Genomic DNA, 15,488 nt, shown 5'->3' on the forward strand with positions numbered 1-15,488 from the left:
ATCAGAACCAGGCGTCCTGCATGGCCAGGCAGGTATCGTCCCGAGCCTCCAGCAAGGTCAGCTCATGGTGGCACCCCGGCACCTCCCAGGTCAGGAAATACCGCGCCGCCTGCAGCTTGCCCTTATAGAAGTCGGCGTCCGCCGCATTGCCCTTGGCCAGGCCTTCCTCGGCACGGATCGACTGCTCCAGCCAACGCCAGCCGATCACCGCGTGGCCGAACACTTTCAGGTACAGCGCCGAATTCGCCAGGCTGCCGTTGACCTTGCCTTGGGCCAGGTCGGTCAGCAGGCCGAGGGTCACGCCTTGGAGGCGGGCCACCAGTTTCTCCAACGGCTCACGCAGCGGCGTGAGCGCATCGAACGCTTGGGCGCGTTCGGCGGTGTCGGCGATCAGGCGGATCAGTTGCTTGAGCCCCGCGCCGCCGTTCTGCGCCAGTTTGCGCCCGAGCAGGTCGAGGGACTGGATGCCATGGGTGCCTTCGTGGATCGGGTTCAGGCGGTTGTCGCGGTAATACTGCTCCACCGGGTATTCACGGGTATAGCCGTGGCCGCCGAGGATCTGGATCGCCAGTTCGTTGGCCTTCAGGCAAAACTCCGACGGCCAGGATTTGACGATCGGCGTCAGCAGGTCCAGCAGCTCATGGGCCTGCTTGCGCCCGTCTTCGGTCTCGAGCGTGGTGGTGTCGTCGAACAGTCGGGCGGCGTACAGGCCGAGGTCGAAGGCGCCTTCCACGTAGGCCTTCTGGGTCAGCAGCATGCGCCGCACGTCCGCGTGGCGGATGATCGCCACCGGCGCCGTGGTCGGATCCTTGCTGTCCGGCAGCCGCCCTTGCGGCCGTTCGCGGGCGTATTCCAGCGAATAGAGGTAGCCGGCGTAACCGAGCATCACCGCGCCCATGCCGACGCCGATCCGCGCCTCGTTCATCATCTGGAACATGTAGCTCAGGCCGTGGTGCGGCTTGCCCACCAGATAGCCGACGCACTCGCCGTTGTCGCCGAAGTTCAGCGCCGTGGAGGTGGTGCCGCGCCAGCCCATCTTGTGGAACAGCCCGGCCAGCAGCACGTCGTTGCGTGGGCCGAGGCTGCCGTCGTCGTTGACCAGGAACTTGGGCACGATGAACAGCGAAATGCCTTTCACGCCCGGCGGCGCGTCCGGCAGCTTGGCCAGCACCATGTGCACGATGTTTTCCGACAGCGGATGGTCGCCGCCGGAAATGAAGATCTTGTTGCCCTTCAGGCGGTAGGTGCCGTCGGCCGCCGGTTCGGCGCGGGTGCGGATGTCCGACAGCGACGAGCCGGCGTGGGGCTCGGTCAGGGCCATGGTGCCGAAGAAGCGGCCGTCGATCATCGGCTCCAGGAAGCGCTGCTTCTGCTCCTCGGTGCCGAAGCTCTCGATCAGGTTGGCCGCGCCCATGGTCAGGAACGGGTACGAGGTGGTCGCCGCGTTGGCCGACTGGAAATGCACGAAGCAGGCCTGGGACAGCAGCGTCGGCAACTGCATGCCGCCGGCCTCGAAACTGCGCGCCGCATTGAGGAAGCCGGCCTCCAGGAACGCGTCCACCGCCGGCTTCACTTCAGGAATCAGGATCGCCTGGCCGTTCTCGTAGCGCGGTTCGTTCTCGTCGCCCTTGCGGTTGTGCGGCGCAAAGCGCTGCTCGGCGATGCTGCGGGCGGTGTCGATGGCGGCGTCGAAGGTTTCGCGGCTGTGTTCGGCAAACCGCTCGCGCCGGGTCAGACCTTCGGCGTCGAGGACTTCGTACAGCTCGAAAGCCAGATTGCGGGAACTGAGCAGCGTCTCGGACATGGCGGCCTACCTGTATTTGGAATGGATCGAGTCTAGGTGTGCGAATAAAGGCTGAACAGGAAGATTGATAACGGTGATGGAGAGGCAAAAAAAATGGGCGCCGGTGAGGGCGCCCATTTTTGTGTGGCTGGCAGAGTCGCTGATTAACCGATAGTCATCAGACTGGCGTTGCCGCCCGCCGCGGCGGTGTTGACGCTCAACGCCCGCTCGATCACCAGACGCTCCAGCGCAATGTTGGTCTCGCCCTGGGACAGGCCCTGGACGCCGACGATCGCGCCGCTGCGCTTGGCCACCTGCTCGCACACCGCGCGCAGCTGGTCGGAATGACCGTGGTGCAGCACGGCGTCGAACACCGTCTCGTCCTTGTTCCAGTCGGCCACGCGCTTGATCCGCGCCTGAATGTCCTTCGGCAGGCGTGCGAACAATGCCTTGCTGGTGTCGGACTCCGGCCAGACCGCCGAGCCGCCCACCGCCAGCACCGCGGCCAGCTGGGTCAGCAGGTCGCCTTCGATGTCCGCCAGGCACAGCACGTGCTCGCGCGGCAGGATCGTGTAGCTGTTGCGCTCGCCGGTCGGGCCGGCCAGCACGCGGGTGATGCCGCTCTGCGATTGGGCGCCGTACTGCACGCACAGGGTGCTGAGGTCAGCGTACTGGTTGCTGTCGGCCCAGGCCTTCAGGGCGGCCAGCGGCTTGGCCATGGCGTCGCGCAGGCGCACGTCCGGCGCGTTGGTCGCGTCGCCGCGGGCGAACGACTGCCCGATGGCGTCGGCCGGGCGGGTGGACAGCAGGCGGTACAGGTACAGCGGGCCGCCGGCTTTCGGGCCGGTGCCCGACAGGCCTTCGCCGCCGAACGGCTGGACGCCGACCACGGCGCCGACGATGTTGCGGTTGACGTAGACGTTACCGGCGTTGACGTTGTCGATCACCTTGGCGATGGTCTCGTCGATGCGGGTGTGCACGCCCAGGGTCAGGCCGTAGCCGGAGGCGTTGATCTGGCCGATCAGCTGGTCGATGTCCTTGCGCTTGTAGCGCACTACGTGCAGCACCGGGCCGAAGATTTCGCGCTGCAGCTCGTCGAAGCTTTCCAGCTCGATCAGGGTCGGCATGACGAAGGTGCCGCGCTTGACTTCCTCGGCGTCGGCGATGGCCACCTGGTAAACGCTGCGGCCTTTGTCGCGCATGCCCTGGATGTGCTTCTCGATGCCGGCCTTGGCTTCGGCGTCGATCACAGGGCCGATGTCCACGGCCAGGCGCTCAGGGTTGCCGAGACGGGATTCGGCCATCGCGCCCTTGAGCATTTCGATGACGCGGTCGGCGGAGTCTTCCTGCAGGCACAGCACGCGCAGGGCCGAGCAACGCTGGCCGGCGCTGTCGAACGCCGAGGACACCACGTCGATCACCACCTGTTCGGTCAGCGCCGAAGAGTCGACGATCATCGCGTTCTGGCCGCCGGTCTCGGCGATCAGCGGGATCGGACGGCCCTGGTTGTCCAGGCGGCCGGCGATGTTGCGCTGCAGCAGGCGCGCCACCTCGGTGGAGCCGGTGAACATCACGCCTTTGACGCGCTCGTCGCCCACCAGGCCGGCGCCGACGGTTTCGCCGCGGCCCGGCAGCAGTTGCAGCACGCCTTCCGGAATCCCGGCTTCGAGCAGCAGGCGCACGGCCTGGGCGGCCACCAGCGGGGTCTGTTCGGCCGGCTTGGCCAGCACCGGGTTACCGGCGGCCAGCGCGGCGGCGACCTGGCCGCTGAAGATCGCCAGCGGGAAGTTCCACGGGCTGATGCACACCACAGGGCCCAGCGGACGGTGGGCGTCGTTGCTGAAGTCATTGCGGGCCTGCACGGCGTAGTAGCGCAGGAAGTCGACGGCTTCGCGGACTTCGGCGATGGCGTTGGCGAAGGTCTTGCCGGCTTCGCGGGCCAGCAGGCCCATCAGCGGCTGGATCTCGGCTTCCATCAGGTCGGCGGCGCGCTCGAGGATCGCGGCGCGTTCGGCCGGCGGGGTGGCCTGCCAGATCGGCGCGGCGCTCAGGGCGCACTGGATCGCATTGTTGACGTCGTCGACGGTGGCTTCCTGCACGTGGCCGACCACGTCGCGGTGGTCCGCCGGGTTCAGCACCGGCGCCGGCGCTTCGTTGCTGGAGGCGCAGCCGAGCATCGGCGCGGCTTTCCAGTTGTTGTGCGCGGTGGCCAGCAGGGCACAGGACAACGACGCCAGACGGTGTTCGTTGGCCATGTCGATGCCGCTGGAGTTGGCGCGCTCGGAGCCGTACAGGTCACGCGGCAGCGGAATGCGCGGGTGCGGCAGGCCGAAGCCGCCTTCCACGGTGGCCATCTGCTCGATGCTTGCGACCGGATCGGCCACCAGTTCCTGGATCGAGATCGACTGGTCGGCGATGCGGTTGACGAACGAGGTGTTCGCGCCGTTTTCCAGCAGGCGGCGCACCAGGTAGGCGAGCAGGGTCTCGTGGGTGCCGACCGGGGCGTACACGCGGCACGGACGGTTCAGCTTGCCTTCGGCGACCTTGCCCACGACTTGTTCGTACAGCGGTTCGCCCATGCCGTGCAGGCACTGGAACTCGTACTGGCCCGGGTAATAGTTCTGGCCGGCGATGTGGTAGATGGCCGACAGCGTGTGGGCGTTGTGGGTGGCGAACTGCGGGTAGATGACTTCCGGCACCGACAGCAGTTTGCGGGCGCAGGCGATGTAGGAAACGTCGGTGTACACCTTGCGGGTGTAGACCGGGTAGCCTTCCAGGCCTTCGAGCTGGGCGCGCTTGATCTCGCTGTCCCAGTACGCGCCTTTCACCAGGCGGATCATCAGGCGGTGGCGGCTGCGGCGCGCCAGGTCGATGACGTAGTCGATCACGTACGGGCAGCGCTTCTGATAGGCCTGGATCACGAAGCCGATGCCGTTCCAGCCGGTCAGCTGCGGCTCGAAGCACAGGCGTTCCAGCAGGTCCAGCGACAGTTCGAGGCGGTCGGCCTCTTCGGCGTCGATGTTCAGGCCGATGTCGTACTGCTTGGCCAGCAGGGTCAGCGACAGCAGGCGCGGGTACAGCTCGTCCATCACGCGCTCGTACTGGGCGCGGCTGTAGCGCGGGTGCAGGGCGGACAGCTTGATCGAGATGCCCGGGCCTTCATAGATCCCACGGCCGTGGGAGGCTTTGCCGATCGAGTGGATGGCTTGTTCGTACGAGGCCAGGTACTTCTGGGCGTCGTGTTCGGTCAGCGCGGCTTCGCCGAGCATGTCGTAGGAGTAGCGGAAGCCCTTGGCTTCGAACTTGCTCGCGTTGGCCAGCGCTTCGGCGATGGTTTCGCCGGTGACGAACTGCTCGCCCATCAGGCGCATGGCCATGTCCACGCCCTTGCGGATCATCGGCTCGCCGCTCTTGCCGATGATGCGGCTCAGGGACGAGGTCAGGCCCGCTTCGTTGTGGGTGGAGACCAGCTTGCCGGTCAGCAGCAGGCCCCAGGTGGCGGCGTTGACGAACAGCGACGGGCTGTTGCCCAGATGCGGCTGCCAGTTGCCGGTGCTGATCTTGTCGCGGATCAGGGCGTCGCGGGTGCCCTTGTCCGGGATGCGCAGCAGCGCTTCGGCCAGGCACATCAGCGCCACGCCTTCCTGGGACGACAGGGAGAATTCCTGCAGCAGGCCCTGGACGATGCCGGCACGGCCGCCGGCGCTCTTCTGGTTGCGCAGTTTTTCCGCGATGGTCGCGGCGAGCTTGTTGGTGGCTTCGGCCATCGGCGCCGGCAGGCGGGCCTGTTCGATCAGCATCGGCACCACTTCCGGCTCGGGGCGGCGGTAGGCGGCGGTGATCGCGGCGCGCAGCACCGATTGCGGCAGGATGCTTTCGGCGAATTCGAGGAAGCATTGGTGGGCATGGTCCACGTGGACTTCGCCCGCGTCATCGGCGTCCTTGACGGCCAGGCCGTTGAGCTCGTTCAGGGTTGCACCACCCTCGAGTTTTTCCAGGTAATTGAAAATCGCCTGTTTGATCAGCCAGTGCGGCGTGCGGTCAATCGAGGTCGCGGCGGCTTTCAGGCGCTCGCGGGTCGGGTCGTCGAGTTTGACCCCAAGGGTGGTGGTAGCCATATTCTTATCCTCATAGGTGCCGCAATTGCGCGGCAACAGCTGGCGGCAAGATTAGCTTCGGCCCGGAAGAGGTGCAACCGGGTGCAACCCATTTTTTGTCGGAATTATCGGCAGCTCGTCAGGAATTATTTTCTGGCTTGAAGTGACCGCTCTAGCGTGCTGCTTTCGCGGGGGCGTCGTGCAGACAATGCGCCAGGCTGGGGGCAAAAACAGCCGTTTCGTCCGAAAAAGCGATGTAGGTGCAACTGATTCCCAAGAAACAGGTTGCACCTGTTCTGTTTTGTTGCATAGGATTCGCGCCCTAGGTGCAACCGGGACAACCCGGTGCATCGGCCGATGGCTTTCCTGGGGAAACATCGGTCATAAATGCGCGGCCGTGCATTTCGTCCTTCAGGCGTCAGTCTGCAGACGGTGCAACCGCCGCCGCTACATAAAAACAAAGCCAGGGCCGAAACGTAATGAGCGCAAGCAATCCAACACTGATCACGTTCGTGATCTACATCGCAGCAATGGTGCTGATCGGCTTCATGGCCTATCGCTCCACCAACAACCTCTCCGACTACATTCTTGGCGGCCGCAGCCTCGGCAGCGTCGTGACGGCCCTGTCCGCCGGTGCCTCCGACATGAGCGGCTGGCTGCTGATGGGCCTGCCGGGCGCCATCTACATGTCCGGCCTGTCCGAAAGCTGGATCGCCATCGGCCTGATCGTCGGCGCCTACCTGAACTGGCTGTTCGTCGCCGGCCGCCTGCGGGTGCAGACCGAGCACAACGGCGATGCGCTGACCCTGCCGGACTACTTCGCCAGCCGTTTCGAAGACAAGAGCGGCCTGCTGCGGATCATCTCGGCGGTGGTGATCCTGGTGTTCTTCACCATCTATTGCGCGTCCGGCATCGTGGCCGGCGCCCGCCTGTTCGAAAGCACCTTCGGCATGTCCTACGAGACCGCGCTGTGGGCCGGCGCTGCGGCGACCATCGCCTACACCTTCGTCGGCGGCTTCCTGGCGGTGAGCTGGACCGACACCGTCCAGGCCACCCTAATGATCTTCGCCCTGATCCTCACGCCGATCATCGTGCTGCTGGCCACCGGCGGCGTGGACACCACGTTCCTGGCCATCGAGGCCAACGACCCGAGCAACTTCGACATGCTCAAGGGCACCACCTTCATCGGCATCATCTCGCTGATGGGCTGGGGCCTGGGCTACTTCGGCCAGCCGCACATCCTGGCGCGCTTCATGGCCGCCGACTCGGTGAAATCCATCGCCAACGCCCGCCGCATCTCCATGACCTGGATGATCCTGTGCCTGGGCGGCACCGTGGCTGTGGGCTTCTTCGGCATCGCTTACTTCTCGGCCAACCCGGCCGTGGCCACTCCGGTCAGCGAGAACCATGAGCGTGTGTTCATCGAACTGGCCAAGCTGCTGTTCAACCCGTGGATCGCCGGTGTGCTGCTGTCGGCCATCCTGGCGGCGGTGATGAGCACCCTGAGCTGCCAGCTGCTGGTGTGCTCGAGCGCCCTGACCGAAGACTTCTACAAGACCTTCCTGCGCAAGTCCGCTTCGCAGCTGGAACTGGTGTGGGTCGGCCGCGCCATGGTGCTGCTGGTGGCGCTGATCGCCATCGCCATGGCGGCCAACCCGGAAAACCGCGTGCTGGGTCTGGTGTCCTACGCCTGGGCCGGTTTCGGTGCGGCGTTCGGCCCTGTCGTGCTGATTTCGGTGATCTGGAAGGGCATGACCCGCAACGGCGCCCTGGCCGGCATCCTGGTCGGCGCGGTGACCGTGATCGTGTGGAAGCATTTCGAACTGCTGGGCCTGTACGAAATCATCCCGGGCTTCATCTTCGCCAGCCTGGCGATCTACCTGGTCAGCCTGATGGGCCAGCCGAGCGCCGGCATGGTTCAGCGCTTCGAGGCGGCCGAGCAGGATTACCACCTGAACAAGTGAGGGCGACGGGCTGAGCCTCAGCCCATTGCCTGACCTGAAACGGCCCGTCTCCCCCCCGGAGGCGGGCCGTTTTTCATGCCTGCAATTTTTCAAGAGTATTGGAGAACCCTGTGGGAGCTGGCTTGCCAGCGATGGCGGCGTGTCGGTCAGCGAACAGTCGAATCTGCCGACCTCATCGCTGGCAAGCCAGCTCCCACAGATTCAGCGATGTATTTGAGGGATGTGTCTGTAGTTGAAAGCGCTGATTTTTGAAGGGGAGATCGAAGTTTCAAGTAGGGCAAATCTGATTTTCCTGTCACTGGCTCTCCAGTCTTGGCCCCTCATGCAGAATCGCCCGCCTTCATTCTGCAGAGACACATCGGATGTTCGCGCCTGCCCATCAACCGCGTTTCACGTTGACCCTCGAAGGCGCCCACTATGACCTCAAAGTGCTTGAGTTCACGGGCAAGGAAGCCATCAGCCAACCTTTTCGCTTCGACCTGGAACTGGTCAGCGAACGACCGGACCTGGATCTCGAAAGCCTGCTGCACCGTCAGGCGTTTCTGAATTTCGGTGTGCAAGGATCCGGCATCCACGGTCAGATCCATCGCGTCGGCCAAGGGGATTCGGGCAAGCGTCTGACCCGCTATCACGTCAGCCTCGTTCCGCGCCTGGCGTACCTCGGGCACCGAATCAACCAACGGATCTTCCAGCGGCAAAGCGTGCCGCAGATCGTGGCGCAGGTGCTCAAGGATCACGGGATCCTGCGCGATGCCTTCGAATTCCGTCTGGGCAGCGAATACCCGCCCCGGGAATACTGCGTGCAATACGCCGAAAGCGACCTGACGTTCATTCAGCGGCTGTGCGGCGAAGTCGGCATTCACTTCCACTTTCAGCACAGCCCGGAAGGGCATCTGCTGGTGTTCGGCGATGACCAGACCGTGTTTCCCCGCCTGGCCGGGGCGACGCCCTACCTGCCGGGCAGCGGCATGGCCGCCGCGGCGCCGGCGGTCAAGCGCCTGAGTGTCCGGGTCGAGACCCGCACCAGCGTGGTCACCCGCCGTGACTACGATTTCGAAAAGCCGCAGCTGTCCCTGGAGGCCCGGGTCGACAGCGAGCAGCGGCCGGTGCTGGAGGACTATCACTTTCCCGGCCAGTTCACCGAGCGGGAGGCCGGCAAGCGAATGGCCCGGCGAACCCTGGAGCGGCACCTGGCCGACCACTGCCTGGCGGAGGGGCACAGCGACGAATCCGCGTTGCTCAGCGGACATTTCCTGCAACTGATCGAGCATCCACGCCAGGACTGGAACGACCTGTGGCTGTTGACCGCCGTCGAGCACCGGGGGCGCCAGCCACAGGTGCTGGAGGAATCGGTCACCAGCGACGGGGAAGCGTTCCAGGGTTACCGCAACACTTTTCTCGCCACGCCGTGGGACGTCTTCTTCCGCCCGTCAGCGGTTCCGGAAAAACCGCGGATGTCCGGCTACCAGCCGGCGGTCGTCACCGGGCCGAAAGACAGCGAGATCCACTGCGACGAGTACGGGCGGATCAAGGTGCAACTGGCCTGGGACCGGGACGGCGAACTCAATGAGCATTCCAGTTGCTGGCTGCGGGTCGCCACCGGTTGGGCCCACGACCGCTACGGCAGCGTGCTGATCCCGCGGGTCGGCATGGAAGTGCTGGTGGGGTTCGTCGATGCCGACGCGGACAAGCCGCTGGTCATGGGCTGCCTGCCGAACGCCGCCACCCCAGTGCCGCTGGAGCTTCCGGCAGACAAGACCCGCAGTGTGTTCCGCAGCCAGAGCAGCCCCGGCGGCGGGGGCTACAACGAACTGCGCATCGAGGACCGCAAGGGCGCCGAGGAAATCTACCTGCGCGCCCAGCGCAACTGGACGCAGCATGTGCTGCACGACCAACAGGTGCGGGTGGACAACCAGCGCAGCGTCGTCGTCACCGGTCTGGCGAAGCACGAACTGAAGGCCGACGAACAGCGCATCACCCACGGCCGGCGCCAGGCCGAGGTGAAGCAGGACGACCACCTCACGGTGACCGGCGACCGGCATGTCCGCGTGAGCAGTCAGGCGTTCAGCGCCAGTGCACAGTTCCACGTCAGCGCCGGCCAGCAGGTGGTGATCGACGGCGGCGCCAGCGCGACGATCCAGGCGGGCGGACAGTGGATCAATATCGGCCCCGGCGGGATCTTCAGCAGCGTGCCGATCCAGGTGGGCGGCGCGCCGATGGCGCCGATGGCGGCGGCCCCGGCGGTGGCGGGGCAGGCGGCGGGGTTGGCGGCAGCGCCGGCGGCGATCCTGACCGCCGCGCAAATCATGAGCCTGAAAAGTGATGCGCCGTTCTGCGAAGAGTGCGAGCGGTGCAAGGAGGGAATCTGTGCGACCTGATCAATGGCTGGCGGCTGAGCCGCTGAAGCCTTCGGAACAGTTGTTTGCGGTGTTGAGCGGTGCCAGCGCGGGAGAGCCGCTCAAGGCTTGGCCCTCGCAGGCGCCGACACCGGTCTGGGCGGAAACGGCATTTTCCGAGTGGGAAGCGGTGATGCCTTACGTGGGAGTCGTTGCCGCCGACAGTGAGTTTCTGGAATGGGCGGCGAGCACCGAGTCTGAGGATTGGGGGTGGCTGGGGGTGTCCTCGGCAAGCCTTGAAGAAGTGGCCGCGCATCTTTGCAGCCTGACGCAAGTGCTTCTGTCGGATGGGCGCCCGGCGTTCTTCCGGTTCTGGGACGGGCGCTTCCTGTTGCCGATCCTGGCGTCGCCTGAGGTCGATGCGGAGACGCTGCTGGCGGTCTTCGGGCGTGCCCTGGTCAATGGCCGGGCGGTGACGGTCGGTGGCCGGGGGCAAGCCTCGGGGTGTGCCTTTCCTTGGTGGCGGGTGCCGCAAGGGCTGCTGGCGTCGTTCGGCGGCGATGTCCGGATGCGCAACGCTTTGCAGTGGCTGAACGAGGCGCATCCGGCGCTGGCCCAGGCATTTCCAGCCGATGTGCTGCGCCACAAGGTCGCAAGGTTTTATCGGGTTTCGGTGTCGCAAGAGGCGTCGGAAACGGCGCTGCTGGATTACCTGTTGGAGGAAACGCAGTGAGGTTGGCGGGCGAGGGGCCTTAGCGGCCCGTTCGGCTGCGGCCCCCTGACTTGCCGCCCGGTAAAAGGTAAACTTTGCGGCCCTCGCAGGAGCCACCATGAATTATCGTCACGCCTTCCATGCCGGCAACCACGCCGATGTGTTCAAACACCTGACCTTGACCCGCCTCATCGCCCTGATGTCGCGCAAGGAGCAGCCGTTTGCCTATCTCGACAGCCACGCCGGCATCGGCCTGTATGACCTGCAGGGCGATCAGGCCAACCGCACCGGCGAATACCTGGAAGGCATCGCACGGTTGTGGAACCAGCCTGACCTGCCGGCGCTGACCGCCGACTACATGCAGGTGCTGCACGAGATGAACCCGGACGGCCAGCTGCGCTACTACCCCGGCTCGCCGGAACTGGCGCGGCGCCTGACCCGGCCGCAGGATCGGGTGTTGCTCAACGAGAAGCACCCGCAGGACGGCGTGCTGCTCAAGGACAACATGAAGGGCGACCGTCGGGTGGCGGTGCACCTGGGCGAAGGCTGGCACGTGGCGCGGGCGCTGCTGCCGGTGGCCGAAAAACGTGCGGTGATGCTGATCGATCCGCCGTTCGAGAAGCTCGACGAGATGCAGCGCTGCGCCGCTTCCCTGAAAGAGGCGATCTCGCGGATGCGTCAGACCGTGGCGGCGATCTGGTACCCGGTGAAGGACCAGCGCGCCCTGCGCCGTTTCTACCAGGATCTGGCCGGCACCGGCGCACCGAAACTGCTGCGGGTCGAACTGCTGGTGCATCCCCTGGACACGCCCAACAGCCTGAACGGCTCGGGACTGGCGATCGCCAATCCGCCGTGGGGGCTGGAAGAGGAGTTGCGCGAGCTGCTGCCGTGGCTGTCCAAGAAGCTTGGGCAGACCCAGGGCGGCTGGCAGATGGATTGGTTGATCGCCGAGAGCTGATCAACATTTAACCAGTTGTGGCGAGGGAGCAACGCCCTCGCCACGGTTTCAAGCTTAGTTGCCCGCCAGGCTCGGCGGCATGCACACGCCGGTGCCGCCGATTCCGCAGTAGCCTTCCGGGTTCTTCGCCAGGTACTGCTGGTGATAGGCCTCGGCGAAGTACACGGTCGGGGCCTGCTCGATCTCGGTGCTGATCTCGCCCAGGCCGGCCTTGTTCAGCTCGGCCTGGTACACAGCCTTGCTCTTGTTCGCCGCATCCAGCTGCTCCGGGGTGGTGGCGTAGATCACCGAACGGTACTGGGTGCCGATGTCGTTGCCCTGGCGCATGCCTTGGGTCGGGTTGTGCAGTTCCCAGAACATGTTCAGCAGGTCCTGGTAGCTGACTTTCGCCTTGTCGAACACCACCAGCACCACTTCGGCGTGAGCGGTCAGGCCCGAGCAGACTTCTTCGTAGGTCGGGTTCGGCGTGTAGCCGCCGGCGTAGCCGACCACGGTGCTGACCACGCCCTCGCGCTGCCAGAAGCGGCGCTCGGCGCCCCAGAAGCAACCCAGGCCGAAAATGGCGAACTCGACATCGTCGAAGAACGGGCCGAGCAGCGGGGTGTCTTTGAAGACGAAATGGTTTTCGGGCAGGGCCATCGGGGTTTCGCGGCCGGGCAGGGCTTGATCTTGAGTCGGTAACACGTTTTTGTTCACCAGAATTTCCGAGCGCAGAACCATGATCGTTCCTCTCAGTCAGGATGGGATGTTCAATCAGCAGACCGCCAGTGTGCCCAATGATGCCGAGTTAATCACTAGCCAAACGATGTGGGATTGGCCCATCCGGGCCGGGGCAGGGCTTACAGGGACAGCGGGCCGCGCGGGTAGCGCTTGAGCGTGCCGATCAGTTCGGCGCCGGGGATCGGCCGGTCGAACAGGTAGCCCTGGCCGACGTCGCATCGGTGGCGGCGCAGGAACGCCAGCTGCTCGGCGGTCTCGATGCCTTCGGCCACCACCTTCAGCTTCAGGTTGTGGGCCATGGCGATCACGGCGGAAGTGATTTCCATGTCGTCCTGGTTGTCCGGGATCTCATGGATGAAGCTGCGGTCGATCTTGATGATGTCGATCGGGAATTTCTTCAGGTAGCTGAGCGACGAGTAGCCGGTGCCGAAGTCGTCCATGGCCAGGGTCAGGCCCAGGCGCTTGAGCTGGTCGAGCTGCAGGTGGGTGTCTTCGGTGGCCTCCAGCAGCAGGCCTTCGGTCAGTTCCAGTTCCAGCAGGTTGGCCGGCAGCGCTTCTTCCTTGAGGATGTTGGCGATGGACGCCACCAGGTCCGGGTCGGAGAACTGCTTGGGCGACAGGTTGATCGCCACCTGCAGGTTGCCCAGGCCGGCGGCGGTCAGGGCCTTGCTCATGCGGCAGGCCTGGCGGGCGATCCATTTGCCGATCGGGATGATCAGCCCGGTTTCTTCGGCGACGCTGATGAACTGATCCGGGCGGATCATGCCGCGCTCCGGGTGGTTCCAGCGCAGCAGCGCTTCCATGCCCAGCAGCCGGCCGCTGCGCAGGCACAGCTTGGGCTGGTAGAACACGTCCAGTTCGTTCTGGGTCAGGGCCCGGCGCAGGTTGTTCTCGACGAACAGCTTGTAGCTGGCCTCGGCGTTCAAGGCTTCGGTGAACACCTGCACCTGATGCTTGCCGTTGGCCTTGGCCTTGTGCAGCGCCAGGCCCGCGTTGCGCATCAGGGTCTGCGGATCGCGGCCGTGCAGCGGCGCGCTGGCCAGGCCCACGGAACCGGTGACGCTGATCAGCTGGTTGTCGACGAACATCGGTTTGTCGAGGGTCATCAGCAGCTGGCTGGCGATCTGTTGGCCGGCCTCAAGGTCGGTGTTGTCCAGCAGCACCGCGAATTCGTTGCTGGCGAACCGCGCCAGGCTGCCGCTCGGGCTCAGGCTGTTGCGCAGGCGCCGGGCCAGGCTGATCAGCAGCTTGTCGCCGGTCTGGTGGCCGAGGCTGTCGTTGATCCGCTTGAAGTTGTCGATGTCCACCAGCAGCAGGCTGATCGGGGTATCGCTGTCTCGGGCGAAGCGCTCGTCCAGGTTGCGGATGAACGCGGGGCGGTTGCCCAGGTTGGTCAGGTTGTCGGTGTAGGCCAGGCGTTCGATGCGCTGCTGCGCCAGCTTGCTCTGGGTGATGTCTTCGTAGATGCCGATGTAATGGGTCAACTCGCGGTTGTCGCCGTAGACCTTGGAGATCGACAGTTGCCCCCAGTACGGTTCGAGGTTCTTGCGCCGGCTCTTGAATTCGCCCTGCCAACTGTTGCTCTTGGCCAGCGCCGACGGCGCGTCGAACAGCAGCTCGCTGAGGTTCTCCAGGGCCGGCAGCTCAGACAGGCGCTGGCCGTGGACTTCCTCGGTGGTGTACTGGGTGATGGCGGTGAAGCTGGGGTTGACGTACTCGACCACGCCTTCGCAGTTGACCAGCAGAAAGGCGTTGGCGCTCTGCTCGACCGCTCGCTGGAACAGGTGCAGGGCGCTGGTGGCGGTGCGTCGGTTGTGGTTGTTGATGACTTGGGCGAACTGGTCGGCCAGTTCGCCGGCAAAGGCGATCTCGTCGGATTGCCAGGCGCGGGTCACGCCGGTCTGCTCCAGGCAGAGCACGCCGACCACCTGGCCGTCGACCCGGATGCTGGCGTCGAGCATCGCATTGACGTCGCGCGGGCGCAGGGCTTCGGCCATGTCGCGGGTGCGCGGGTCGTGCATCGCATTGTGGGCGTCGATGGCGCGGCTGCTGTGCAGCGCCTCCATGTAGTCGGGGAAACCGCTGACGTCGATCACGTCCGGCAGCAGGTATTCCTGGCTGGCGCGGTGGTAGGCCGAGATCGGCACCAACTGTTGGCCTTCGAGGTTCCACAGGCTGGCGCAGTCGATCTCATAGATGTCGCAGGCGCAGCGGGTGATCAGTTCGGCCGCTTCCTGCAGCGAGTTGTGGCTGCTGTAGCGCTGGCGGGCCAGCAGCAGGATCAGGTCCTGCTGGGCGCGCACCCGCTCCAGGTGCTGCAGTTGTTCCTGCTGGGCGCGCTGGTTGAGTTCCAGGGCGATCTGCAGGCGTGAGTTCTGGGTTTCCAGGTCGACGGAGGGCAGCGCCGGCACGTCGTCGAACACATCGTCGACCACCAGCAGGTAACCGCGCAGCAGATGGCGGTTGTGCTGTTTGTAGGCCTCTCCCAGTTCCAGCACGCTCAGCACGCCGGCGGCGGTGTGCAGGGTGTAGCGCACCAGGTAATGGGGGCTCGCGCTCAGTTGCTGCTGGATCGTGTCGTGCAGCTGATAGCGCGCCTCCGGCTCCATCAGGCTGGCGTAGGGCGAGCCGACTAGGGCGCAGAGCTCGACGGCCGGCTGGCCGAACTGGCGTTCGCAGTTGGGGTCGAGGAACAGCATCGCCCAGCTCGCTTCATTCAGGCGCTCGAAACGCAGCATGCCGAGCCGCGAGGGCACAGGCAACTGCGTCACTACCTCGGCCACCATACGGCTGGCGGCATCGGGTTGGCTCTTCATGAAGGGAACTCGCTTGGAAATATGCTGAACGCGCCGGGCTCTCGCCCTCTTTACTGTTGCCTGCGGCAAGGTTGCATCATTGCGGCACCGACTGACAAGAGA

8 protein-coding genes are annotated in these 15,488 nt (G+C 65.2%); 4 read left to right on the plus strand and 4 right to left on the minus strand.

Annotation, left to right across the window (positions count from 1 at the left end; genetic code table 11):
- Position 1: 1 nt before the first annotated feature.
- Both CAG29_RS20745 and putA read right to left on the minus strand, forming a co-directional pair.
- A complete protein-coding gene (locus CAG29_RS20745) occupies positions 2 to 1,804 on the minus strand; it encodes an acyl-CoA dehydrogenase (protein WP_085695064.1) in 1,803 nt (600 codons plus the stop codon).
- A 143-nt stretch (positions 1,805 to 1,947) separates the two neighbouring features.
- On the minus strand, positions 1,948 to 5,901 hold the full coding sequence (gene putA, locus CAG29_RS20750; protein WP_085695065.1) for a trifunctional transcriptional regulator/proline dehydrogenase/L-glutamate gamma-semialdehyde dehydrogenase: 3,954 nt from the start codon (positions 5,899 to 5,901) through the stop codon (positions 1,948 to 1,950).
- Between the two features lie 458 nt (positions 5,902 to 6,359).
- Between putA and putP the strand changes: the two genes are divergently transcribed.
- The 4 genes from putP to CAG29_RS20770 all read left to right on the plus strand — a co-directional run bounded on the left by putP (position 6,360) and on the right by CAG29_RS20770 (position 11,850).
- The gene (gene putP, locus CAG29_RS20755) at positions 6,360 to 7,844 is read left to right on the plus strand and encodes a sodium/proline symporter PutP (RefSeq protein WP_085585334.1); all 1,485 of its coding nucleotides are present in this window, start codon (positions 6,360 to 6,362) and stop codon (positions 7,842 to 7,844) included.
- A 362-nt stretch (positions 7,845 to 8,206) separates the two neighbouring features.
- A complete protein-coding gene (locus CAG29_RS20760; protein ID WP_085695066.1) occupies positions 8,207 to 10,222 on the plus strand; it encodes a type VI secretion system tip protein VgrG in 2,016 nt (671 codons plus the stop codon).
- Positions 10,167 to 10,913: a DUF4123 domain-containing protein gene (locus CAG29_RS20765; protein WP_085585330.1), complete on the plus strand. Its 747-nt coding sequence runs from the start codon at positions 10,167 to 10,169 to the stop codon at positions 10,911 to 10,913. The genes CAG29_RS20760 and CAG29_RS20765 overlap by 56 nt, the downstream gene beginning before the upstream one ends.
- A 97-nt stretch (positions 10,914 to 11,010) precedes the next feature.
- Complete coding sequence (locus tag CAG29_RS20770; RefSeq protein WP_085585328.1) at positions 11,011 to 11,850, plus strand: 23S rRNA (adenine(2030)-N(6))-methyltransferase RlmJ; 840 nt, start codon at positions 11,011 to 11,013, stop codon at positions 11,848 to 11,850.
- Positions 11,851 to 11,904: 54 nt separating this feature from the next.
- On the opposite strand, the gene msrA is transcribed toward CAG29_RS20770, so the two are convergent.
- Positions 11,905 to 12,570, minus strand: coding sequence for a peptide-methionine (S)-S-oxide reductase MsrA (gene msrA / locus CAG29_RS20775; protein ID WP_085585326.1), 666 nt, complete (start codon positions 12,568 to 12,570; stop codon positions 11,905 to 11,907).
- A 119-nt stretch (positions 12,571 to 12,689) separates the two neighbouring features.
- Positions 12,690 to 15,386 (minus strand): GGDEF and EAL domain-containing protein, encoded by a 2,697-nt coding sequence (locus tag CAG29_RS20780; protein ID WP_085585324.1) that lies wholly within the window; start codon positions 15,384 to 15,386, stop codon positions 12,690 to 12,692.
- Between the last annotated feature and the right edge of the window lie 102 nt (positions 15,387 to 15,488).

This window comes from Pseudomonas sp. B7(2017), from assembly GCF_002112745.1.
Classification (GTDB): domain Bacteria; phylum Pseudomonadota; class Gammaproteobacteria; order Pseudomonadales; family Pseudomonadaceae; genus Aquipseudomonas; species Aquipseudomonas ekonensis.

Excerpts from the sequence above, each read along its gene's own strand:
- CAG29_RS20765 (WP_085585330.1), top strand. The coding sequence starts at position 10,167 with ATGCGCCGTTCTGCGAAGAGTGCGAGCGGTGCAAGGAGGGAATCTGTG.
- CAG29_RS20770 (WP_085585328.1), top strand. The coding sequence starts at position 11,011 with ATGAATTATCGTCACGCCTTCCATGCCGGCAACCACGCCGATGTGTTC.
- putA (WP_085695065.1), bottom strand. The coding sequence starts at position 5,901 with ATGGCTACCACCACCCTTGGGGTCAAACTCGACGACCCGACCCGCGAG.
- CAG29_RS20780 (WP_085585324.1), bottom strand. The coding sequence starts at position 15,386 with ATGAAGAGCCAACCCGATGCCGCCAGCCGTATGGTGGCCGAGGTAGTG.
- CAG29_RS20745 (WP_085695064.1), bottom strand. The coding sequence starts at position 1,804 with ATGTCCGAGACGCTGCTCAGTTCCCGCAATCTGGCTTTCGAGCTGTAC.
- msrA (WP_085585326.1), bottom strand. The coding sequence starts at position 12,570 with ATGGTTCTGCGCTCGGAAATTCTGGTGAACAAAAACGTGTTACCGACT.
- CAG29_RS20760 (WP_085695066.1), top strand. The coding sequence starts at position 8,207 with ATGTTCGCGCCTGCCCATCAACCGCGTTTCACGTTGACCCTCGAAGGC.
- putP (WP_085585334.1), top strand. The coding sequence starts at position 6,360 with ATGAGCGCAAGCAATCCAACACTGATCACGTTCGTGATCTACATCGCA.